Source organism: Pseudonocardia ammonioxydans, assembly GCF_900115005.1.
Taxonomy (GTDB): Bacteria; Actinomycetota; Actinomycetes; order Mycobacteriales; family Pseudonocardiaceae; genus Pseudonocardia; species Pseudonocardia ammonioxydans.
Window position 1 is genome coordinate 180,368 of the sequence record NZ_FOUY01000006.1, and the last position, 22,221, is coordinate 202,588.

The 22,221-nt window shown below is 74.7% G+C and carries 16 protein-coding genes and 1 other RNA gene; 8 read left to right on the forward strand and 9 right to left on the reverse strand.

Annotated features, from left to right (window positions below; all coding sequences use genetic code 11):
- Positions 1-23 precede the first annotated feature (23 nt).
- The gene (secD, locus tag BM093_RS08585) at positions 24-2,339 is read left to right on the forward strand and encodes a protein translocase subunit SecD (protein ID WP_093339958.1); all 2,316 of its coding nucleotides are present in this window, start codon (positions 24-26) and stop codon (positions 2,337-2,339) included.
- 152 nt (positions 2,340-2,491) lie between these two features.
- On the opposite strand, the gene BM093_RS08590 is transcribed toward secD, so the two are convergent.
- Positions 2,492-3,139: a hypothetical protein gene (locus BM093_RS08590; protein WP_425439125.1), complete on the reverse strand. Its 648-nt coding sequence runs from the start codon at positions 3,137-3,139 to the stop codon at positions 2,492-2,494.
- Between the two features lie 137 nt (positions 3,140-3,276).
- Here BM093_RS08590 and BM093_RS08600 point away from each other — a divergent pair, with 137 nt between their 5' ends.
- Positions 3,277-3,690: a VOC family protein gene (locus BM093_RS08600; RefSeq protein ID WP_093339961.1), complete on the forward strand. Its 414-nt coding sequence runs from the start codon at positions 3,277-3,279 to the stop codon at positions 3,688-3,690.
- A gap of 121 nt (positions 3,691-3,811) precedes the next feature.
- A complete protein-coding gene (locus tag BM093_RS08605) occupies positions 3,812-4,735 on the forward strand; it encodes an alpha/beta hydrolase (RefSeq protein ID WP_093339964.1) in 924 nt (307 codons plus the stop codon).
- A gap of 72 nt (positions 4,736-4,807) precedes the next feature.
- Here BM093_RS08605 and rox read toward each other — a convergent pair whose 3' ends face one another.
- The 4 genes from rox to BM093_RS08625 form a co-directional block, all read right to left on the reverse strand.
- Complete coding sequence (rox, locus tag BM093_RS08610; RefSeq protein WP_093339969.1) at positions 4,808-6,379, reverse strand: rifampin monooxygenase; 1,572 nt, start codon at positions 6,377-6,379, stop codon at positions 4,808-4,810.
- A 197-nt stretch (positions 6,380-6,576) separates the two neighbouring features.
- Positions 6,577-6,987: RNase P RNA component class A (gene rnpB, locus BM093_RS08615), an RNA gene on the reverse strand.
- A 199-nt stretch (positions 6,988-7,186) separates the two neighbouring features.
- Positions 7,187-8,641, reverse strand: coding sequence for a protein adenylyltransferase SelO (locus BM093_RS08620; RefSeq protein ID WP_093339973.1), 1,455 nt, complete (start codon positions 8,639-8,641; stop codon positions 7,187-7,189).
- A gap of 9 nt (positions 8,642-8,650) precedes the next feature.
- Positions 8,651-9,694, reverse strand: a complete 1,044-nt coding sequence (locus BM093_RS08625; RefSeq protein ID WP_245773389.1) for an AraC family transcriptional regulator — start codon at positions 9,692-9,694, stop codon at positions 8,651-8,653.
- 260 nt (positions 9,695-9,954) lie between these two features.
- On the opposite strand from BM093_RS08625, the gene BM093_RS08630 reads away from it, so the two are divergent.
- Together BM093_RS08630 and BM093_RS08635 are read left to right on the forward strand one after the other, a co-directional pair.
- The gene (locus BM093_RS08630) at positions 9,955-11,445 is read left to right on the forward strand and encodes an aldehyde dehydrogenase (RefSeq protein WP_093339982.1); all 1,491 of its coding nucleotides are present in this window, start codon (positions 9,955-9,957) and stop codon (positions 11,443-11,445) included.
- Positions 11,446-11,474: 29 nt separating this feature from the next.
- The gene (locus BM093_RS08635; protein ID WP_093339987.1) at positions 11,475-12,653 is read left to right on the forward strand and encodes an LLM class flavin-dependent oxidoreductase; all 1,179 of its coding nucleotides are present in this window, start codon (positions 11,475-11,477) and stop codon (positions 12,651-12,653) included.
- A 66-nt stretch (positions 12,654-12,719) separates the two neighbouring features.
- On the opposite strand, the gene BM093_RS08640 is transcribed toward BM093_RS08635, so the two are convergent.
- The gene (locus BM093_RS08640) at positions 12,720-13,304 is read right to left on the reverse strand and encodes an NADPH-dependent FMN reductase (protein ID WP_093339991.1); all 585 of its coding nucleotides are present in this window, start codon (positions 13,302-13,304) and stop codon (positions 12,720-12,722) included.
- Positions 13,305-13,453: 149 nt separating this feature from the next.
- Between BM093_RS08640 and BM093_RS08645 the strand changes: the two genes are divergently transcribed.
- Positions 13,454-16,690 carry an ATP-binding protein gene (locus BM093_RS08645; protein WP_093339996.1) on the forward strand — a complete coding sequence of 1,079 codons (3,237 nt, stop codon included), beginning with the start codon at positions 13,454-13,456 and terminating at the stop codon, positions 16,688-16,690.
- A 193-nt stretch (positions 16,691-16,883) separates the two neighbouring features.
- Here the strand turns inward: BM093_RS08645 and BM093_RS08650 are convergent, their stop codons facing one another.
- On the reverse strand, positions 16,884-17,846 hold the full coding sequence (locus tag BM093_RS08650; protein WP_177238346.1) for a bile acid:sodium symporter family protein: 963 nt from the start codon (positions 17,844-17,846) through the stop codon (positions 16,884-16,886).
- Positions 17,847-17,940: 94 nt separating this feature from the next.
- On the opposite strand from BM093_RS08650, the gene BM093_RS36565 reads away from it, so the two are divergent.
- Positions 17,941-18,705: a sulfite exporter TauE/SafE family protein gene (locus BM093_RS36565; RefSeq protein WP_245773390.1), complete on the forward strand. Its 765-nt coding sequence runs from the start codon at positions 17,941-17,943 to the stop codon at positions 18,703-18,705.
- Complete coding sequence (locus tag BM093_RS08655) at positions 18,702-20,195, forward strand: SLC13 family permease (RefSeq protein ID WP_245773391.1); 1,494 nt, start codon at positions 18,702-18,704, stop codon at positions 20,193-20,195. Before BM093_RS36565 ends, BM093_RS08655 begins: the two co-directional genes overlap by 4 nt.
- Before the next feature lie 415 nt (positions 20,196-20,610).
- Here the strand turns inward: BM093_RS08655 and BM093_RS08665 are convergent, their stop codons facing one another.
- The gene (locus BM093_RS08665; protein ID WP_093340008.1) at positions 20,611-20,796 is read right to left on the reverse strand and encodes a hypothetical protein; all 186 of its coding nucleotides are present in this window, start codon (positions 20,794-20,796) and stop codon (positions 20,611-20,613) included.
- A gap of 198 nt (positions 20,797-20,994) precedes the next feature.
- A complete protein-coding gene (locus BM093_RS08670) occupies positions 20,995-22,095 on the reverse strand; it encodes a serine hydrolase domain-containing protein (RefSeq protein ID WP_177238340.1) in 1,101 nt (366 codons plus the stop codon).
- Positions 22,096-22,221 lie beyond the last annotated feature (126 nt).

Genomic DNA, 22,221 nt, shown 5'->3' on the forward strand with positions numbered 1-22,221 from the left:
GACGCTCTCCCCCGAGGAACCCCGTGCCCCAACGCCCCGTCCTGTGGCGAGCACTCATCGCGCTGGCCGTGCTCGTCGCGTCCGGCCTCGTCGCGCTCACCACCGCCCCCACCCTCGGCCTGGACCTGCGCGGCGGCACCCAGATCGTGCTCGAGACCCGCGACACCGAGGAGGTGGCCGCCGACGCCGAGGCGACCGACCGCGTCCTCGAGGTGCTCCGCGGCCGTGTCGACGCGCTCGGTGTCGCCGAACCGTCGCTGACCCGCTCCGGCGAGAACCGGATCATCGTCGAGCTGCCCGGCCTGACCGACCCGACCGAGGCCGCCGACACCCTCGGCCGCACCGCCCAGCTGACCATGCACCCCGTGCTCGGCGCGGCCCCGGTGGGCGGCGGCTCCCCGCAGGCGCAGCCGACCGTCGACGAGGCCGGGCAGCCGCTGGTCCTCGCGCCGCCCGCGCTGCAGGGCGACATGATCAGCTCCGCGATGTCGGCGCCGAACCCGCAGGGGGTCGGCCACATCGTCGACGTGAGCTTCGACGGTGAGGGCCCCGCCCGCTGGCAGGCGCTCACCGGCCAGGCCGCCTGCGCGCCGCCCGGGGACCCGCAGCGCCGGGTCGCGATCGTCCTCGACGACCAGGTGATCTCCTCGCCGCAGGTCGACCCGCCCATCCAGTGCCAGATCGGGATGGTCGGCGGCCAGACCCAGATCACCGGCAACTTCTCCCCCGAGCAGGCCCAGGAGCTGGCCGTGCTCATCGAGGGCGGCGCCCTGCCGGTCCCGGTCGAGATCATCGAGCAGCGGACCGTCGGCCCGACGCTCGGTGCCGACGCGATCGAGGCCAGCGCACTCGCCGCGATCATCGGCTCGGCCCTGGCCGGGGTGTTCCTGATCGTCGTCTACCGGCTGGTCGGCCTGGTCGCGGTCGTCGCGCTCGGCGGCTACGCGATCACCGCCTACGCGGTGCAGACGGGACTCGGCGCGACCCTCACCCTGCCCGGACTGGCGGCGTTCGTGCTCGCGGTCGGCATGGCCGTCGACGCCAACGTGCTCATCGCGGAACGATCGCGCGAGGAGTACGCGGCACGACCACGCCTGGAGCGTGCCTCCGAGAACGGTTACCGGCACTCGCTGTCCGCGGTCGGTGACGCCGCGGTCACCTCGCTGCTGGCGGCGGTGCTGCTGTTCGGGCTGGCGTCCGGCCCGGTACGCGGGTTCGGTGTCACGCTGGTCATCGGTGTGCTCGTGTCGCTGTTCTCGGCGCTGGTGCTCTCGCGGCTGCTGACCCTCGCCGTGCTGCGGATCCCCGCGGTGCGCAAGCGCCCCGCGATCACCGGTATCGCCGCGATCGGCCCGATCCGCACCCGGCTCGAGGCCCTCGACCCCGGGTTCCTGAAGAGGTCCGCGCGGATCCTGGTCGTCGCGGGGGTGGTCGTCGCGGTCGCGCTCGGCGGGCTGCTCGTGCGCGGCCTCGAGCTCGGTGTCGAGTTCACCGGCGGGCGGCTGGTGGAGTTCACGACGACGAACCCGGTCTCGGCCGAGCAGGCCCGGGACGCGGTCGGCGCCGCCGGCTACCCGGAGCTTCAGGTCACCACCACCGGTGACGGCGCGGTCTCGCTGCGCGCCGGCGAGCTCGACGACGCCGCGGTCGGCGCGCTGCGCGAGGCCGTCGGCGCCGCGGGCGGCGGCGCGGAGGTGCTGCGGGACGAGATGATCGGCCCGAGCCTGGGTGCCGAGCTCGCCCGCGGCGGGCTCATCGCCCTCGGTGTCGCCCTGCTCGCCCAGTTCGCCTACCTGGCGTACCGGTTCCGCTGGACGCTCGGCGCGGGCGCGGTCGCCGCGCTGTTCGCCAACATCGCGGTGGTCGTCGGGGTGTTCGCCTGGACCGGGCGGACCGCCGACGGGGTCTTCCTCGCCGCACTGCTCACCGTTATCGGCTACTCGGTCAACGACACGGTGGTGGTGTTCGACCGGGTGCGCGAGCACTGGGCCCGGAACGCGAAGGTGCCGTTCCACCGGGTGGTCGGTTCGGCCGTGCTCTCCACGCTGCCGCGGACGGTGAACACCGGTGTGTCCACGCTGGTGATCCTCACGATGCTGCTGTTCGTGGGCGGTGCGACGCTGGCCGACTTCGCGCTCGCGCTGATCGTCGGCATCGTGGTCGGCACGATCTCGACGATCGTCGTCGCCGGGCCGGTGGCGATCCTGCTCGAGCAGCGGTGGACCGGGACGCCCCGTCAGGTGGGCCGGGCGAAGCAGCCGGTCGGCAAGGCCGGGCGCCGGCACCCGTCGCGCGCGGACCGGGCCCGCACCCGCCCCTCCGACGGCGCCGTGGTCTGACTGCAATGTCATGGCCTGCGAAGCCACGACCTGGGACGTCACGGCCTGGGACGTCACGGCCTGGGACGTCACGGCCGTGACACCCCGGAGGCGTGCGGCGCGGGCTCCCTCCTGCCCGCGCCGCACGCCCCGGCCCGCCGCGGCCGACCGGGTCACGAGTCCCCGGAGCGGTCGCCGCGCTCCAGTCGCTGCCCGCAGCGCTCGATGGCGGAGCGGATCATGTGCCCGTAGCCGTCGTCGCCGAGGGCGTCGCTGCGCTGCCGCGCCAGCTCCAGCTGCCGGCCCGCCTCGGCGTCGTGACCGAGCCTGCGGTGCACGTCGGCCAGGTTGAGGTGCAGTGACGGGTAGAAGCCCGCGATCTGCAGCGATGCGTGATGGGCCCGGACCCGTTCGTCGGTCACCTCGTCCGCCGCGGCCAGCGCCCGCCCGTCCCAGCGCAGCTCCTCGAGCGGATCGTCCTGTACGTCGGCCGCGTAGTGCGCGAGCACGCAGCGGTGGAACGGGTCGCCGGCCCCGGTGATCCGTTCCCAGAGCGCGGCGAACCGCTCCCGGGCGGCGACCCGCTCGCCGCCCCGCCCGGCCTCCACCGCGGCGGTGATCTCGGCGAGCACCGGGTCGGGGTCGGCGACGGGCGGGTTCGGGTCGGTCGTGGCGGCGTCGGTGGCGGCCGGGTCCGTGGCGGCGGGGCCCGTGGCGGCCGGGTCGGAGGCGGTCGAGCCGGTGGCGGTCGAGGCGGGCGGGGTCGAGTCGATCGAGGTCGGGTCGGGCGGGGTCGGGTCGGTGGCGGTCGAGTCGGTCATGGCAACTCCCGGGGGTCGGCGGCGCGGCCGATGATGGACCGCACCCCCGACACTTTCCGGGCTCCCGGCCGGCCCGATCCGCGCGCCCACCGCGAACCAGGACCGGACCTGTCCGCGAGGCCCGGCAGGCTCACCGCATGCCTCCCACGCTGCAGATCGCCTTCGACGCCACCGACCCGCACGCGCTCGCCCGGTTCTGGGCCGCCGCGCTCGGCTACGAGGTCGAGGACCACACCGAGATCGTCACCGGCCTGCTGGCCGCCGGGCACCTCACCGAGGAGGAGGCGGTGACCGACGGCGACCGGCGTTCCTTCCGCGACGTCGCCACCTGCCGCGGACCGGGCCCGCGGATCTTCGTGCAGCGGGTGCCGGAGCCGAAGGCGGCGAAGAACCGGGTGCACCTCGACCTGCAGGTCGGCCCGGACGACGCGCCGGGGGAGGTCGAGCGGCTCGTCGCGCTGGGCGCCGAGGTGCTGTGGGTGACCTCCGACCGCGGCCCGGCCACCACCACCCTGCGCGACCCCGAGGGGAACGAGTTCTGCGTGAGCTGATCGCGGCCGGACGGGGGTCGATTTCGGCCCGGGATCTCGTATCCTCGGCCGCGAAGGATCATCGTGTGAGGGCCGTCACGGCCCCGATCCGATCCCCGTCGGCCCGACCCCGGAGGCAGCGTTGCCCGTCCACCCCGAAGCCCAAGCCCTGCTCGCCGGTCTCGCCGAGGCCGGCATGCCCCCGTTCCCGCAGATGACCGTGCCCGCCGCGCGGGCGGCGACGAAGGGTTTCCTCGACCTGCAGGGCGAGCCGGAGCCGATCGCGGTCGAGGACCGCCGGGTGGACGGCCCGGCGAGCCGGATCCCGGTGCGGATCTACACGCCCGACGGCGACGGGCCGCGCCCGCTGGTCGTCTACTTCCACGGCGGTGGCTGGGTGATCGGCGACCTCGAGATCGTCGACCGGCCGCTGCGCACGATCGCGAACCGCTCCGGCGCCGTCGTCGTGTCGGTCGACTACCGCCTCGCACCCGAGCACATCGCCCCGGCCGCGTTCGACGACTGCTACGCCGCCACCGAGTGGGCCGCCGCGAACGCCGCGGAACTGGGCGCCGACCCGGCGCGCCTGGTCGTCGCCGGTGACTCGGCGGGCGGGCACCTCGCCGCCTCGGTCGCGCAGGCCGCGAAGGACCGCGGCGGTCCGGCGATCGCCGCCCAGGTGCTGCTGTTCCCGGTGACGAACTTCGACTTCTCCACGGCGAGCTACACCGACAACGCCGAGGGCTACCTGCTCACCCGCGGCGCGATGGAGTGGTTCTGGGCGCACTACCTGGGCGCGCAGTCCGACGACCAGGACTACCTGTGCCCGGGCCGCCGCGAGGACTGCTCCGGGCTGCCGCCCGCCTACGTCGCGACGGCCGAGTACGACCCGCTGCGCGACGAGGGCGAGGCCTACGCCGGGAAGCTGAGCGCCGCCGGCGTGCCGGTCACCAGCACGCGGTTCGACGGGATGCTGCACGACTTCCTGTGGACCCTCGGGGCCACGCCGTCGGGCGCCCCGATCCTCGACGGGATCGTCGACGCGATCGGCCGGGCCGGGTCCTGACGACGACCCGGTGATCGCCGGCCGTGGAGCGCCCCGCGTCCGCGGTGCCCCACGACCGGCGATCACTCCGGCTCAGGACCGCCCGGCCACGGCCCGCAGTTCGGTCGGAGAGGCCACGGCCGACGAGGCGGCGGCGGACGAGGCCGCAGCGGGCGAGGCCGCGGTGGACGAGACTGGGGTGGACGAGACTGCGGCGGGCGCGGCCGTACCGAACCACCGGCGCAGCCGGTCCTCCAGCTCCTGCTGATCCTCCCCGGCCCACACCACGTGCCCGTCCGGGCGCAGCAGCACGGCGGGCACGGCCGGCTCGGTGCCACCCTCGACGGCCTGGTTGACGACGTGGTCGACGACCTGGTCGACCCGGTCCGCCCAGCCGGCCACCGACAGGCTGCCGGTCCGGTCCAGCAGCAGCCCGCGGCCGTCGTGCATGCGCTCGTAGAGGCGCCCGCGCCCCAGCGGCACGTCCCGCAACCGCCGGCCGACCAGGTCGTGGTCGTCGCCGAGGTCGTAGCGGATCCCGATCGCGGTGATCTTCTCGGTCAGGTGCCGGTTCACGTCCTCGAAGGCCACCAGCTCGGTCATCAGCCGCCGCACCGCCCGGGCACCCGGTTCGAGCGACATCAGCTCGGTCTGCGCACGGGTGTTGTCCAGCACGGCGCCGGCCACCGGGCGCCGCTCGGCCTCGTAGCTGTCCAGCAGGCCCTCCGGGGCCCAGCCGTGCAGCTCGGCGGCCAGCTTCCAGCCCAGGTTGAACGCGTCCTGGACGCCCAGGTTGAGCCCCTGCCCGCCGACGGGCGGATGGACGTGCGCGGCGTCGCCCGCCAGCAGCGCCCGCCCGGACCGGTAGCGGGCGGCGAGCCGGGTGGCGTCACCGAACCGGGAGAGCCAGCGCGGCGAGTGCACGCCGAAGTCGGTGCCGGCGACCCGGCGCAGCTGCTCCCGGAACTCGTCGAGCGTCGGCGGGACCGAGCGGTCCGGAGCGAGCCCAGCGGCGGGCACGACGACGCGCCACACCCCGTCCCCGAGCGGGCCGAGCCCGAACCGTGTGACGGTCCGGCGGACCTCGGTCACCACGGCGGTCACCGTCTCCGGGTCCGCGGTGGCCCGCATCTCGCCGAGCAGCGTCTCGGCCCGGCTGGGTTCGCCGGGGAACCCGATACCCAGCAGCCTGCGGACGGTGCTGCGCCCGCCGTCGCAGCCGACCAGGAACCGCGCGCGCAGCTGCGCGCCGCCGGCGAGGTCGACGGTCACCCCGTCGTCGTCCTGGTCCAGGCCGGTCAGCTCGTGGCCACGACGGACCTCGGCACCGAGCTCGGCCGCGCACTCGGCCAGCAGCCGGTCGATCACCGGTTGCGGGATGCCGAGCACGTAGCCGTGCGCGGTGTCGAGGCCTTCGGGCGGCGGTGCCGGGAGGGCAGCGAAGAAGCCGCCGAGCGGGTGCCGGTTCCCGTGCGCGAGGAACCGCTCCAGCAGACCGCGCTGGTCCATCACCTCGATGCTGCGGGCGTGCAGCCCGAGCGCACGCACCACCTCGGTCGGCTCGGGCTCCTTGTCGAGCACGACCACCCGCACCCCGTGCAGGCGCAGCTCGCGGGCCAGCATCAGGCCGGTCGGCCCGGCACCCGCGATGACGACGTCGATCATGAACCCCCCACTCACCGACACTCCGGACGACCGGCCGGAGCCGGTCACGGCGGGAGATTCTGCGGCGCCACCGGGGTCTTGCCACAAGCCCCGGGGTCGGCTATAGCTTGAAGGTGGCGGGAGGAGTCTCCCCCACGAGATCTGGGAACGAGCGCCGGGCCCATGAGCGCCGAGTCAACGAGCGCCGGGAACGGGTGCGGACGAGCCGGTCTGTAAGCCGGATCCTGTTCCCGGGCACCTCACGGTGCACCGTTCGGCGACCATCCATCTCGGCCTGCCGTCGCCGGCAGGCTCCAGCGGTCCACCCGCAGGCTCGGGCGGGCAGCCCTCGAACGCCTGCGCAGCCGCACGCGTGTGCGGCCTCTCGACCTTGCTCCGGGTGGGGTTTACCGAGCCACCCCGGTCACCCGGGGTGCTGGTGGTCTCTTACACCACCGTTTCACCCTCACCGCCGATCCGGGGATCGGAGGCGGTCTGTTCTCTGTGGCACTGTCCCGCGGGTCGCCCCGGGTTGCCGTTGGCAACCACCCTGCCCTGTGGAGTCCGGACTTTCCTCGACGGGCCCCGGATCGGAACCCGGTTCCCGACGCGGCCGCCCGACCGACTCGTCCGCGTCACCGAGCATAGCCGCCGGCCGTGCCGCGCCGGCGCACGACTCCCCCACCGAGATGCACACCAGCGCGAATTGTCGATCACCACACGACGCTGGGCTGCATCTCGGCGAGGCGAGCGGGCGCGGCGGTGCGGGCGGGCGCGGCGGTGCGGTGCGGGCGCGGCGGTGCGGGAGGGTGGGCGGGCGTGCGGGGCTCAGGTCCCGCAGAACGTCATGAACGGCGGCGCGTCCGGCCCGGCCGGCTGCGCGTAGCGCTCGTACCCCTCGCGCTCGTCGTAGGGGTGGGCGAGCACCTGCAGCATCCACTGCACCGGCTCCAGGTCGCCGTCGACGACGGCCGCGCCGAGTGCCGCCTCGACGAGGTGGTTGCGCGGCACGTAGACCGGGTTGACCCGGTCCATCTCCTCGGGCGACGGGCCGGCCGCCCGCCAGGACGAGAGCCACTCGTCCAGTGCGGACGGGTCACCGACCAGCTCGCGCACCGGGCCGGCGTCGCCGCGGGCCGCGTCCGACAGCCGCCGGAAGAACAGCGTGTGGTCCGGCTTCTGCGCCTCGAGCAGCGCGAACAGGTCGGTGAGCAGCGGGCCGGCGTCCAGCCCCGCCGGCAGGCCGAGCTTGGCGCGGTACCCGTCGTCGCGGGCCGTGAGGTACTCCTCGGCGAACCCCTGCAGCACCTCGGTGGCCAGCCGGATCGCCTCGTCCTGGTCGTCGGCCAGCAGCGGGATCAGCGCTTCCCCGAAGCGGGCCAGGTTCCACTGGGCGATGCCGGGCTGGTTGCCGTAGGCGTAGCGACCGCCCTCGTCGATCGAGCTGTAGACGGTGGCCGGGTCGTGCGCGTCGAGGAACGCGCACGGGCCGTAGTCGATCGTCTCGCCGGAGATCGTCATGTTGTCGGTGTTCATCACGCCGTGCACGAACCCGAGGTGCATCCACTGCGCGATCAGCCTGGCCTGGACCCCGACGACGCGGCGGTAGAGCTCCAGGTACGGGTGGTCCGCACCGGCGCAGTCCGGGTGGTGCCGGGCGATCGCGTGGTCGGCCAGCCGGCGCAGCACGTCGGGGTCGCCGGTCGCGGCCGCGAACTGGAACGTCCCCACCCTCAGGTGGCTCGACGCCGTCCGCGCCAGCACCGCCCCCGGCTCCGGACCACGCTCACGCATCACGTGCTCGCCGGTCCCGACCACGGCGAGCGAGCGGGTGCTCGGCACCCCGAGCGCGTGCATCGCCTCGGAGACCAGGTACTCGCGCAGCATCGGCCCGAGCGGCGCCTTCCCGTCGCCACCGCGGGCGAACGGCGTCCGCCCGGACCCCTTCAGGTGCAGGTCGCGGCGCCGGCCGTCCGGGGTGACGAGCTCGCCGACGAGCAGCGCACGGCCGTCCCCGAGCCGGGGTGAGTAGTTGCCGAACTGGTGGCCGGCGTAGGCCTGCGCGACGGTCGTCGCGGACTCGGGCACCGCCGTCCCGGTGAGCAGGCCGAGCCCCTCGGGCGAGCGCAGCATCGCCGGGTCCAGGCCCAGCTCGCGAGCCAGCGCCTCGTTGAGCAGCACCAGCCGCGGTTCGGGCGCGGGCGCCGCCTCCCACGGCAGGTACAGGCCGTCCAGATCACGGGCGAAGGTGTTCTCGAACGTGATCTCCGTGGCTGCCGTCATGCCCCCAGGCTACGAGCCGGACGCCGATGGGGCCGGGCCGCGGCCGCGCAGGGTCTCGCGCGGCAGCTCCCCGAACCGCTCCCGGTACTGCTGGGCGAACCGGCTCTGGTGGAAGAAGCCCCAGCGCAGCGCCACGTCGGTGACCCGCACGGTGGCCGGGTCGCAGCGCAGCAGCTCCGCCCGCACCCGGTCCAGCCGGATCCGCCGCAGGTGGTTCATCGGCGACTCCCCCAGCTCCTGCTGGAAGGCCGCGTGCAGGGTCCGGATGCTCATGCACCCCACCCGGGCCAGCTCCTGCGGGGTGAGCGGGGTGTCGGCGTGCTGCTCCATGTACTCCAGGACCGGGCCGAGCCGCCCCGCCCGCACCGGGTCCGGCGGCGCGGCCAGCGCGTCGCTGTAGCGGTGGCGCCCCGCGTGCAGCAGCTGGGTCATCACGAACGCCTCGAGCTGCTCGCGGGCGATCGGCATCTCGGCAAGCCCGCCCGGGCGGTCGAGCTCGCGCGCCAGGAACTCGACCGACGCCAGCAGGGTCCGGCCCGCCGGGGTGGTGAGGTCGACGCCGTAGTCGAACTCGACGATGTCGTGGACCGGGCGGTTGAGCTGCTCGCTCAGGTGGGTCTCCAGGCTGCTGCGCGGGATCTTGAGGATCAGCTGTTCGGCGTCCGGCGTCCAGCGCACGGTGTTCTGCTGGTCGGGCAGCAGGACGATGCCCGACCGGCCCGCGGCCGTCCGGGCGCGTCCGCCGTCGGTGCGCTCGGCGCGGGTCTCACCGGCCACGGTCAGGTTGACGTGGTAGTTCTCCTCCGTCGCCGGCATGACCAGCTGCGCCGCCGACCGGTAGGTCAGGTAGCCGACCGTGAACACGCGGTCCGACGTGGCGTTCAGGGTCATCGCCACCCGGTCGTCCGCGGCGGTCAGCTCGTGGTCGAGGTAGATCCGGGTGACGGCGTCGCGGGCCTCCTCCAGCGACCGCGTGCCGAGCACCGGGTAGCGGGCCAGCGTCGGCACGTCGTGCGGAACCGCCCTGTCGTCGAGCCGGGTACGCGTCACCACCGACACCTCCTCGTGCCCCGCCGGTCCCGTCGTCGATCTCCAGCTTATGGCCGTCGTCACCGCCCCTACCAGCCGCAGAGTGCAGCGCGCCATCCGCGCAGTGCAGGTCCGGTGCACCTCCGCGCCCCACGCACGGAACGGCTGTCCCGCTGCCGTCGACGGATATCGGGTCCGTCGACGCCGTCCCTAGCGTCTCGCCGCAGCCGGGGCGCACCGCCCACGACGGGTCACAGACGGAAGAGCCGAGGACAGGAGAGCCGATGACAGGACAGTCGACAGGGGCGCTGGAGGAGTTCGGGATGTTCATCGGCGGGCGGTCGGTGGGCGCCGCCTCCGGCCGCGCGTTCGAGTCCCAGAACCCCTACACCGGTACGTCCTGGGCGCAGCTGGCCGACGGCGGCCCGGCCGACGTCGACGCCGCGGTCGCGTCCGCCCGGGCCGCCCTGGACGGCGAGTGGGGCGCGATGACCGGCTTCGAACGGGCCGCGATCCTGCGCCGCTGCGGGGACGCGATCGCCGCGAACGCCGAGCGCCTGGCCCGCCTCGAGGTGAACGACTCCGGCAAGCTGCTGCGCGAGATGCGCGGCCAGCTCGTCGGGCTCCCGCAGTGGTACTACTACTTCTCCGGGCTCGCCGACAAGATCGAGGGCCGGACCGTGCCCCCGGTGAACCCGAACTACTTCGGCTACACCGTGCGGGAGCCGGTCGGCGTCGTCGGCGCGATCACGCCGTGGAACTCGCCGCTGCTGCTGCTGACGTTCAAGCTGGCGCCCGCGCTGGCGGCCGGCTGCACGATGGTGGTCAAGCCGTCCGAGCACGCGCCTGCCTCCACGGTGGCGTTCGCCGAGGTGCTGCACGAGGCCGGGCTGCCCGCCGGGGTGCTCAACGTCGTCACCGGCTGGGACCGCTCCACCGGCGAGGCGCTCGCGCACCACCCCGGGGTCGACAAGATCGCCTTCACCGGCTCGACCGCCACCGGCACGGCCGTCGCGCAGGCCGCCGTCGCGAACGTCAACCGGGTCACCCTCGAGCTCGGGGGCAAGTCTCCCCAGATCGTGTTCCCCGACGCCGACCTCGACGCCGCCGCGAACGGGCTGGTCGCCGGGGTGTTCGCCGCCACCGGCCAGACCTGCATGGCCGGCTCCCGGCTGATCGTGCATGCCGACGTGCACGACGCGCTGGTCGAGAAGGTCGTGGCCCGGGCGAACGCGATCCGGCTCGGCGACCCGACCGAGGCCGACACCGAGATGGGTCCGGTGGCGAACCGCCCGCAGTACGAGAAGGTGCTCGGCTACCTGCGCGGCGCCGCCGACGAGGGCGCCGTCTTCGCCTGCGGCGGCGAACCGGACGCCGAGCGCGGCGGTCTGTTCGTCAAGCCGACCGTCGTCACGAACGTGACCCCGGAGAGCACGATCGTGCGCGAGGAGGTGTTCGGCCCGGTACTGGCCGCCTACACCTTCACCGACGAGGACGAGGCCCTGAAGCTGGCCAACGACACCCCGTACGGCCTGGCCGGCGCCGTCTGGACCAAGGACGTGCACCGCGCGCACCGCGTCGCCGGGAAGCTGCGCGCCGGCACCGTCTGGATCAACGCCTACCGCGTGATCGCCCCCAACATGCCGTTCGGCGGCGTCGGTGCCAGCGGCATCGGCCGGGAGAACGGCGTCGACGCGGTCCACGAGTACACCGAGAACAAGTCCGTGTTCGTCGAGCTGACCGGCGGCACCCGCGACCCCTTCCAGCTCGGCTGACCCCTTTCCCCGTTGTCGAAGGAGACACCGTGACCGTCACCGCCAACGAGCGCCTCGGCCTCAACCCCACCGACCCGCGCCCGGTCGAGGAGACCCGGCCGCTGGTCGACCGCACGCAGACCAACCCGCTGTTCGGCGACCAGAAGATGAAGCTGGGCCTGTTCGGCTCCAACTGCTCGCACGGGCTGATCATGAGCCACGCCCCGTCGACGTACGAGGTCACCTGGGCGCACACCAAGGAGATCGCGCAGCGGGCCGACCGGCTCGGCTTCGACGTGCTCGTCCCGGTCGCCCGCTGGAAGGGCTTCGGCGGCTCGACCAACTTCAACGGCAACTGCTTCGAGACCTACGCCTGGGCCGCGGGCCTGGCCGAGGCCACCGAGCGGATCGCCATCGGCGCCACCTCGCACCTGCCGACCGTGCACCCGATCGTCGCGGCCAAGGCCGCCACCACGATCGACCACATCTCGGGCGGCCGGTTCGCGCTCAACCTGGTGATGGGCTGGGTGCCGCCGGAGATGGAGATGTTCGGCCGCGAGCAGCGCGAGCACGACGCGCGGTACGACTTCGGCCAGGAGTGGCTCGACTTCGCCACCCGGCTCTGGACCGAGGAGGGCTCCTTCAGCATCGACTCCGAGTTCTTCACCGGGGACCTGCTCGAGGCGTACCCGAAGCCGCACCAGGCGCCCCGCCCGGCACTGCTCAACGCGGGCAACTCACCGCGCGGCATCGAGTTCTCCGCCCGCAACGTCGACATCAACTTCGCCTCGCTGGACACCCTGGAGAACATCAAGAGCTACACCGACGCGCTGCGGGCGAAGGCTCGTGAGGACTACCAGCGCGAGATCAAGGCCATGACCTACGGGCTGGTCGTGTGCCGCGACACCGAGGAGGAGGCCAAGCGGGCCTTCCAGCAGGTCGTCGACGAGGGCGACTGGGGTGCCGCCGGCAACGTCATCAAGATCGCCGGCTCCGGGGAGAGCCAGTCGTTCGACCACGCCGTGCGCGAGATGCAGGAACGCTTCATCGCGGGCTGGGGCGGCTACCCGATCGTCGGCACCCCGGAGCAGGTCACCGAGGAGCTCGGCCGCCTCCACGAGGCCGGCATGGAGGGCATGATCTTCGGGCTGATCGACTACAACGAGGAGCTCAAGTACTTCGGCGAGCGGGTCATGCCGCTGCTGAAGGAGGCCGGGCTCCGGCACTGAGCCCCCGGTTCCCCGGCCCGCCCCGGCTGCCCCCTCGTGCGCCGGGGCGGGTCGGCCCGCCCGGGATCAGTCGCCGACCGCGTACGGGACGCGCCCGCGGTGCGCGCGCAGCGCGTCCGACCACCAGACCAGCTGGTCGAGCATCCCCTTGGCCGCCCCGTGTGCGGCCGGGTCGTCGGTCCGGCCGTCGGCGTCGAAGGCCTCCCAGTAGTTGTGGAAGCTGACCGAGTTGCGGACGGTCGTGGCGTGCAGCTCGGCGAACACCAGCCGCAGCTGCTCCACCGCCCGCAACCCGCCGCCCAGACCGCCGTAGGACACGAAGCCGACCGGCTTGGCCGCCCACTCCGCGTGGAACCAGTCGATCGCCGTCTTCAACGGCGCCGGGAAGCTGTGGTTGTACTCCGGGGTGACCACCACGAAGGCGTCCGCGGTGTCCAGCCACGGCCCCAGGCCGAGCACCGGCTGCGGGAGGTCCCAGTCGTCGCCGGGCAGCACGTCGGGGAGCCCGGCCGTGGCCAGGTCGATGACGTCGACGCTGAGGTCCGCGCGCCGGCGGGCCTCGTCGGCGAACCAGTTCGCGACGGTCGGGGCGAACCGGCCGCTGCGGGTGCTGCCGATGATGACGGCCAGTCGGGTGCGCTTGTCGGGCATGAGGGTCTCCTGTGTCTCGCTGTTCCGGATCGACCCTTTTCGGATCGACCCCTTCCCGGATGGACGCAGCCCACCCTCGGCGCCGCTGCTTCGGGTCCGCTTCGGATCGGCTTCGGGGCCGGTTCGGACCGCGCAGCTACCATCCGGGCGTGCGATTCGGGGTCCTGGGGCCGTTGGAGGTCCTGGCCGACGACGGCACCCCGGTGCGGGTGCCCGAGCTGAAGGTCCGGGCCCTGCTCGCCGTCCTGCTCGTGCACGGTGGGACGCCGGTGTCGGCCGACCGGCTGGTCGAGGACCTGTGGGGCGAGCGGCTGCCGGCGAACCCGACGGGCGCGCTGCAGGCCCGGGTCTCCCAGCTGCGCCGGGTACTCGGCGACGCCGAGCCCGGTGGCCGGGACCTGGTCGCCTCCCGCGCCCCCGGGTACCTGCTGCACGTCCCGGCCGAGGGGCTCGACACGCACCGTTTCCAGGCACTCGTCGAGCGGGCCCACGCCGGCGCGGACCCCCGCACCCGGGCGGAACGGTTCACCGACGCCCTGAACCTGTGGCGCGGTCCCGCCTACGCCGACTTCGGCGACCAGGAGTTCGCCCGACCGGCGATCAGCCGCCTGGAGGAGCTGCGGCTGAGCACGCTGGAGGACCGGGCCGAGGCCCGGCTCGAACTCGGCGAGCACCGGACGCTGGCCGGCGAGCTGGACGAGCTGGTCGCGCGGCATCCGCTGCGCGAGCGGCTGCGGGCGATGCACCTGCGCGCGCTGTACCGGGCCGGACGCCAGCACGAGGCCCTCGACAGCTACCACGAGCTGCGCGAACGCCTCCGGGACGAGCTGGGCGTCGATCCCGCACCCGAACTCGCCGCGCTGTACCACGCCGTCCTCGACCACGATCCCGCGCTGGCGCCGGCCACCCGAGGGCCGGCGCCGGCCGCGGCACCCGCCCCCGGCCTGCCCGTACCGCTCACCGAGCTGATCGGCCGCTCGGACGCGGTCGCCCGCGTCCGCGACCTGACCGCCGCCGGGCGGCTGGTCACCCTCGTCGGGCTGGGCGGGGTCGGCAAGACCCGCCTGGCCCTCGCCGCGGCCCACGAGTCGGCCGCCGGGTTCGCCGACGGCGTCCGGCTGGTCGAGCTGGCCGGCCTGCCGGGTGCCGCCGACACCGCGGCCCTCGCCGAGTTCGTCGTCGCCGGCCTCGACATCCGCGAGGACCGGTGGTCCTCGCCGTCCACCCGGGCACCCGGCCCGGAACGACGGCTGGCGGACGCGCTCCGCCCGCAGCAGCTCCTGCTGGTGCTCGACAACGCCGAGCACGTCGCCGGAGCGGTCGCCGAGCTCGCCGCGCGGCTGCTGGCGGTGGCCCCGGGCCTGCACCTGCTGGTCACCAGCCGGGAACCGCTGGCGGTGCCCGGAGAGACACTGTGGACGGTCCCGCCGCTGGCGCTGCCCGATCCCGCCGAGCACGAGCCGGAGGCGCTGCTGCGCTCGGCCGCCGTCGCGCTGTTCGTCGCACGGGCGCGGGCCACCGACGCGGCCTTCGCGCTCACCACCGCCAACGCGGCCGCGGTGACCTCGATCTGCCGTCGCCTCGACGGCATCCCGCTCGCCCTGGAGCTCGCCGCAGCCCGGACGCGGGCGCTGGGCACAGCCGAGCTCGCGGCCCGGCTCGACGACCGGTTCGCGCTGCTGGGCGGTGGCGGCACGGCCGGTGGCCGGCGCGGCACACCGACCCGGCAGCAGACGCTGCGGGCGACCCTGGACTGGAGCTGGGACCTGCTCGGCGACACCGAACGCGCGGTGCTGCGCAGGCTGTCGGTGCACGCGGAGGGGTGCGGTCTCGACGCGGCCGAGCAGGTGTGCGCCGGGGACGGTGTCGACGGCGCCGACGTCCTCGACGCGGTGAGCCGGTTGGTGGACCGCTCGCTGCTCCACACCGTGGACGGCCCGGACGGCCTCCGGTACCGGATGTTCGAGTCCATCGCGGCCTATGCGACCGAGCGTTTGCACGAGGCCGGCGAGGCGCACCGGACCGCGGGCCACCACGCCGCGTACTACCTCGCGCTCGCCGAGCGGGCCGCACCGCGGCTGCGCGAGCGCGAGCAACGGCCCTGGCTCGCCCGCCTCGATGCCGAGACGCCGAACCTGCGGGCCGCGCTGGACCGGTCCGTCGCCGCGGGCGACGGGGAGACCGCGTTACGGCTGGTCGACGCGCTGGCCTGGTACTGGTACCTGCGCGGCCGGATCGGTGAGGGCCGCCGGGCGGCGGCCGCGGCCCTCTCGGCCGGGCACGACCACCCGGCGTGGCTGCGCGCCCCGGTGGCGACGTGGGCGGCGGGGCTGGCGCTGGTGGCCCGCGACGAACCCGCCGACGACGGGGCCGCAGCGCTGGCGCTGTACGACGACTCCGGCGACGCCGACGGCCTGGCCCGGGCACAGTGGTTCCTGGCGTTCACCCGCTGGGGCGCCGGGACGCTGACCACCGCCGAGGACCGTCTCGACCGGGCGCTGACCCGCTTCCGCAGCCGGGACGACCGCTGGTACGTCGCGGCGGCGGTGCTCACCCACGCCCAGTACGCGCTGGTGCGCGACGACCTGCACGCCGCCCGGCGCGACGTCGGACGCAGCGCCGAGCTCTTCGGCGAACTCGGCGACCGGTGGGGTGAGCTGCAGGCGACGGCACTCCGGGCCACCCTCGCCGAGATCGGCGGGGACCACCGGACGGCCCACCGGATGCACCACGAGGCGCTGCAGACCGCGGAGGCACTGGCGCTGTGGACCGAGGTGTCCGCCCAGCGCTCCGGCCTCGGCCGGATCGCGCTGCTCACCGGCGACCTCGACGCGGCCGACGAGCACCACGAGCAGGCCCGGCAGCTGGCCCGGGCGCAGTCCAACCACGGGCTCGAACAGTTCGCCCGGTTCGGCCTGGCCCTGACCGCCCGCCGCCGCGGGGACCTGGACCGGGCCGAGCAGCTGCTGCAGCACTGGCGGGAGGGGAACCTCGACTGGTTCGACACCCTCGCGCCGACCGCCGAGATGGGCTTCGTCGCCGAGCTGCGCGGCGACGCCGGCACCGCGCTGCGCCTGCACGCGGACGGCTACCGGTCGGCGTGCGCCGCCGGGGGCCCGCGTGCCGTGGCGCTGGCCCTGGAGGGGCTGGCCGGGGCGCGGGCGCTCGCCGGTGCGTACGCCGACGCCGCCGAGCTGCTCGGCACCGCCGCCGCGGCCCGGGAGGGCGCGGCCGCCCCGCTGCCCGCGGCCGAGCGGGGTGACGTCGACCGGATCACCGCGCGGGCACGGGAGGGGCTGGGCGGGCCGTGCTTCGACGCCGCGTTCGCCCGCGGCGGTGCCCGCCCGCCGGACGGCCACCTCGGCGCCACGTTCCTCGACGCGTGACGCGATCGGGGCGACCCCGGCCGGGGTGCGCCCGGAACACGGCGGTACGCAGCCGCTGCTCGGCGCGACCGGCGGCGGCGCTGAGGGCGCGATCGTGGCGGCCCGGCGGGCAGCCTGACCGGGCTCGGCCGGGCGCACGCGAGCCGCGACCTCGTGGCGGTATCGGCCGTGTCGGGTGGCGGCCGTGGCGGGGTCAGCCGCCGCGCGTCGTGCTGTCCTGCGGTTCCGTGACGACCGGGCGCCGGGACCAGTAGCCGGCCAGGGCCGCACCGGAGACGTTGTGCCACACCGAGAACACCGCACCGGGAAGGGCCGCCGCCGGTCCGAAGTGCACGGTGCCGAGGGTCGCGGCGAGGCCGGAGTTCTGCATGCCCACCTCGATCGCCACCGCCCGCCGGGCCCCGATGTCGAGCCCGAAGGCACGGGCGACGGCATAGCCGAGCGCGAGCCCCGCGAGGTTGTGCACGACGACCACCCCGACGATCACCAGCCCGGCGGTGAGCAGCGAGTCGGCCGCCCCGGCGACGACCGCCAGCACCACCGCGGTGATCCCGACGACCGACACCAGCGGCAGCGCGGGCGTCACCCGGTCGACGACGCCGCCCGCCCAGCGCCGCAGCAGGAAGCCGAGGATCACCGGTACCAGCACGATCTGCACGATCGAGAAGAACATCTCACCGGGCGAGACCGGCAGGAAGCGGCCGGCGAGCAACAGCACCAGCAACGGCGTCACGATCGGCGCGACCAGGGTGGACACCGACGTCATCGCCACCGACAGTGCGACGTCACCCCGGGCCAGGAACACCATCACGTTCGACGCCGTCCCGCCCGGCGCGCAGGCCACCAGGATCACCCCGACGGCGATCTCCGGGGGCAGGTCCACCAGCACGGTGAGCAGCCACCCCAGGGCGGGCATCACGACGTACTGCGCGCACAGCCCGATCACGAACGCCACCGGCCGCCGGGCGATGTAGGCGAAGTCGACCGGCCGCAGCGTCATGCCCATCCCGAGCATGATCACCGCGAGCAGCCACGGCACCGCGGGTGACCAGGACGCGAACGTCTCCGGCACCGCCATCGCGATCGCCCCGGCGATCAGGACGATGACCGGGAACCACCGCCCGACCACGTCGCCCACCTGCTCGATCCGCTGCATCGCTCGCACGGGCGCAGCCTTTCACCTGACCAGGGTGCGGGGGCACACGGGCCGTCCGGACGACGGACGGTGTCCGGCGGGTTACCGTCCGGTGGTGATCGACCTGTCGCAGCCGTGGGAACTGCTGTTCCTGCTCGTCGCCGGGCTGCTCGCCGGGGCGGTCAACGCCGTCGCCGGGGGCGGGTCGCTGCTGGTCTTCCCGGCGCTGCTGGCGGTCGGGTTCCCGCCGCTCGCGGCGAACGTCACGAACTCGGTCGCGCAATGGCCCGGCTACGTCGGCATCGTCCTCGGCGCCCGGCGCGACCTGCCCGGGCAGGGCCGCCGGATCGTCGGGACCTCGATCGCCGCGGCCGCCGGCTCCGGGATCGGGTGCGCGCTGTTGCTGGTCCTGCCCGCGTCGGTGTTCAACACCGTCGTCCCCGTCCTCGTGATCCTGGCCAGCCTGATGATGGCGGTCGGCCCGCGCCTCAAACGCTGGATCGGCGACCCGGAGAGCGCCCAGCGCGACCGCACCGTCGCCCTGCACGTGGCCGTGTTCCTCGCCGCGATCTACGGCGGCTACTTCGGCGGGGCGCTCGGCGTCGTCCTGATCTCCACGCTGGCCCTGTTCGCCCACGACGAGCTGCGCAGACTCAACGCCCTCAAGGGCGTCCTGTCGGTGGTGGTCGCGACGGTCACCACGGCGGTCTTCGCGATCGGCGCCCCGCTCGACTGGCTGGCGGTCGCGCTGCTGGCGCCGACGACGCTGGTCGGGGGCTACCTCGGGGCGCTGCTCGCCCGCCGTATGCGCGAGGACCTGCTGCGCTGGGCGGTCGTGCTGCTCGGTCTCGCCGTCGGCGTCGCGCTCTACCTGCAGTGAGCCTGCTGCTCGCGGTCGCCCTGCTGGCGGCGGTCCTCGTCGCCGCGACGCTGCGCCCGCCGCGGGTGCCGGAAGCCGTCGTCGCGGTGCCGGCCGCCGTGGTCGCCGTCGCCGCCGGGCTCGTCGACCCGGCCGCGGCGTGGGCCGAGGTCGGCGAGCTCGCGCCCACGGTCGGGTTCCTCGCCGCGATCCTGCTGCTGGGCCACCTCGCCGACACCGAGGGCGTGTTCCGCTGGCTGGGCGCGCAGCTGGCACGGACCTCGGCCGGGTCCCCGCGGCGGCTGCTGGCCTGCGTGTTCGCCGCGGCGGCCGGGACGACGGCGGTACTGAGCCTGGACGCGACGGTGGTCCTGCTGACGCCGGTGGTGCTGGCCACGGCCACGCGGCTGGGCGTGCCCGCGCGGCCGCACTCCTACGCCTGCGTGCACCTGTCCAACTCGGCCTCGGGCCTGCTGCCGGTGTCGAACCTGACCAACCTGCTGGCGTTCGCCGCGTCCGGGCTGAGCTTCCTCGGCTTCGCCGGGCTGATGGTGGGGCCGTGGCTGGCCGTGATCGTCGTCGAGTACCTGGTGCTGCGCCGGTTCTTCGCCCGGGACCTGCGAAGACTGGCCGCACCTGCGCGAGACCGGACGCAGGCGGACCCGCCCGGCCCGGCCGCCGGTGGCGCGCCCGACCCGGCAGCCGACCACGCGCCCGACCCGACAACCGGTGCAGGGCTCGACCCGTCGGCCGGTCCCGCGTTCGGCCCGACGTTCGGCGCCGGGCCCGCTCCGTCGGACGGAGCCGGGCTCGACCCGTCGCCCGGTCCCGGGCTCGGCCCCACGCTCGGCGCCGGCTTCGGTCCTCCGGACGGGGCCGGGCTCCGGCCGGAGGAGGCGGCCGCCGGACCCCCGCCGGTGGTCGCGCTCGTCGTCCTCGCGGTGACCCTGGTCGGGTTCGGGGCGTCCTCGGCCGTCGGGATCGGGCCGGGCTGGGTCGCCGCCGCCGGGGCCGCGGTGCTCGCCGTCCGGGCACTGGCCCGCCGCGAGACCGGCCCGGTCCGGCTCGTCGCGGCCGCGTCGCCGGGGTTCTGCCTGTTCGTGTTCGCGCTCGGTGTCGTCGTGGCGGGGGTGAGCGGGCAGGGACTCGCCGCGTGGCTCGGCGGACTGCTGCCGGACTCCCCCGACCTGGCCGGGCTGCTCGTCACCGCCGCGATCGCCGCGGTACTGGCGAACCTGGTGAACAACCTGCCCGCGACGCTCGTCCTGCTCGCCGCGCTGGGCCCGTCCCCGCACGCCGGGCTCGTCCTGGCCGTGCTTCTGGGGGTGAACATCGGGCCGAACCTGACCTACGCCGGTTCGCTCGCGACGCTGCTGTGGCGGCGGATCGCGACCGGTCACGGCGCCCCGCCCCGGATCGGGACCTTCCTCGGGATCGGCGCCCTCACGGTGCCCCTCGGCCTCGCCGCGGCGACCCTCGCACTGTGGGCGGCACTCGCACTCGCCGGGTGAGCCCGGATGCTCGAGTGGGTGCCCCGCCCGCCCGCCCGCCCGGCCCCGTGGTGATCGGCGAGTCGTGTCGGACCGGTGCCGGATCCGGCACCGATCCTGCACGACTCCCCGATCATCACGGTGGCGCGGCCGGCACGGCGCGGCGGGACAGGACGCGGCGCGCTCGGCGCGTGCCCCGGGCCGGCGGCGCCCACCGCCGGGGTGATCGGGGACTCGTGGCGGACAGGTGCCGGATCCGGCACCGATCCGACACGAACCGCCGATCACGCCGGTGGTGCGACGGAGCAGTGACCGGCGTGCGGCCGGTGCCCGGTGGTCGGCGCCCGGACACGCTGATGCGAGCAGGACGAGGCAACCCGGACGTGCGACGGCCCCGCACGGCGTGGTGCCGGGCGGGGCCGTCGGGAACATCGGGTCAGATCTCGTGGGCCATGTCGTGGCCGAGGTCGGTGTCCGGGTCCGGCTCGCGGGCCGGGACACCGAGCGGGCGGGACGTACCGCGCCGCTGCTGCGGCATCCGCGCGACCGTCTTCATCTCGTGGGCCAGGTCGTAGCCGTAGTCGTGCTCATGCGACAGCGCTCCAGAAGACCGCACCGACATCGTTGTCCCTCCGTTCCCCGCGACACCGAGACATCACGCTCCGTACGGGGGTCGACCCGCACGGTGCATGCTGATCATCGCCCGGGTGGGGTGCCGGGACAACGGTACGCAGTGGACACCGCCCGATCGGGCCATGCCGGGATCGATCCAGGACGTGCCCCGCGGCGACGCCGCACCGGTGACCCCGCACCCGGGCGGTCACGTCCGGGTCAGGCAGAAGGCCGCGGTCGCCACGGCGGCGAACCGGAGGAAACCGTCGTCGTCCGCGGAGGCCCGCAGCAGGGTGAGGGTCCGCCCGTCCGCACGACGGAAGGCGTAGGTCACGTAGCCGAGCAGCTCACCGCCGTGGCCCCACAGCGAGCCGCCACACGGCAGGTCGAACCGCTGGAGCCCGAGCCCGTAGTGGAACCCCGCTCCCATCGGGACCGTGGCGCGCATCTCGGCGAGGGTCTGCGGGGTCAGCAGCCCGCCGCCGAGCAGTGCATCGAGGAACGTGGCCAGGTCCGCGTGGGTGGAGATCATCTCCCCGGCCGCCCCGTCGAGGGACTCGTTCTGCTCGGTCACGTCCACCCGCCGGCCGTCGTCCAGGACCGTCTCCGCGCGGACGGCGGGCTCGGGCACGCGGGGGTCGGAGCCGGGCAGTGAGGTCCCGGTCAGCCCGAGCGGTTCCAGGATCCGCTGCTCGATCTCGGCGGCGTAGGGCCTGCCGGTCACGGCCTCGACCAGCAGACCGGCGACGACGTAGTTGGTGTTGGAGTACCGGAACCCGGCGCCCGGCGGGAAGTGCGGCGCCCGGGTGAACGCCTCCTGCAGGATCCGGGCCGGGGTGACGTCCCGGAACCGGTCGTCGCCACGCCAGCGGTTCGTCGACCATCCCGGCGAGCTCATGTGGTCGGGCAGGCCGCTCGTGTGCTGGAGGATCTGGCGGACGGTGATGAGCGCGCCGTCGCGGACGACCCCCGGCAGGTACTTCTCGATCGTCGCGTCGAGCGCCACCCGCCCCTCGTCCACGAGCTGCAGCACCACCGTCGCGACGAAGGTCTTGGTCACGCTGCCGATCCGGAACCGCTCGGAGCCGTCGAGCGGGCCCCCGGACGCGGGGTCCCGGACACCGTCCGCCCAGATGCGGCCGTCCACGGCGAGCAGGGTCGCCGACGCCTCGGACCCGGTGCCGGCGACGGACGCGAGCACCCGGTCCCGGGCGAGCACGAGGGTCGTCGCGCCGGCCGCGGCGAGGACGGCGAGCGTCAGGAGGAGGACGGCGAGCCGTCGCGCGATCATGGGCGTCTTCCCGGTCATGGGCAGGAATCCTGGGACGCCCGCGGTGCGGGGTCACTGCGGAGAACCACGCTGTTCGCCCGGTCCCCCGCACGACCGGAACTGAGGATCTCCGCACCCCGTCGCGTGGTCGTCCGCATTCCGGCG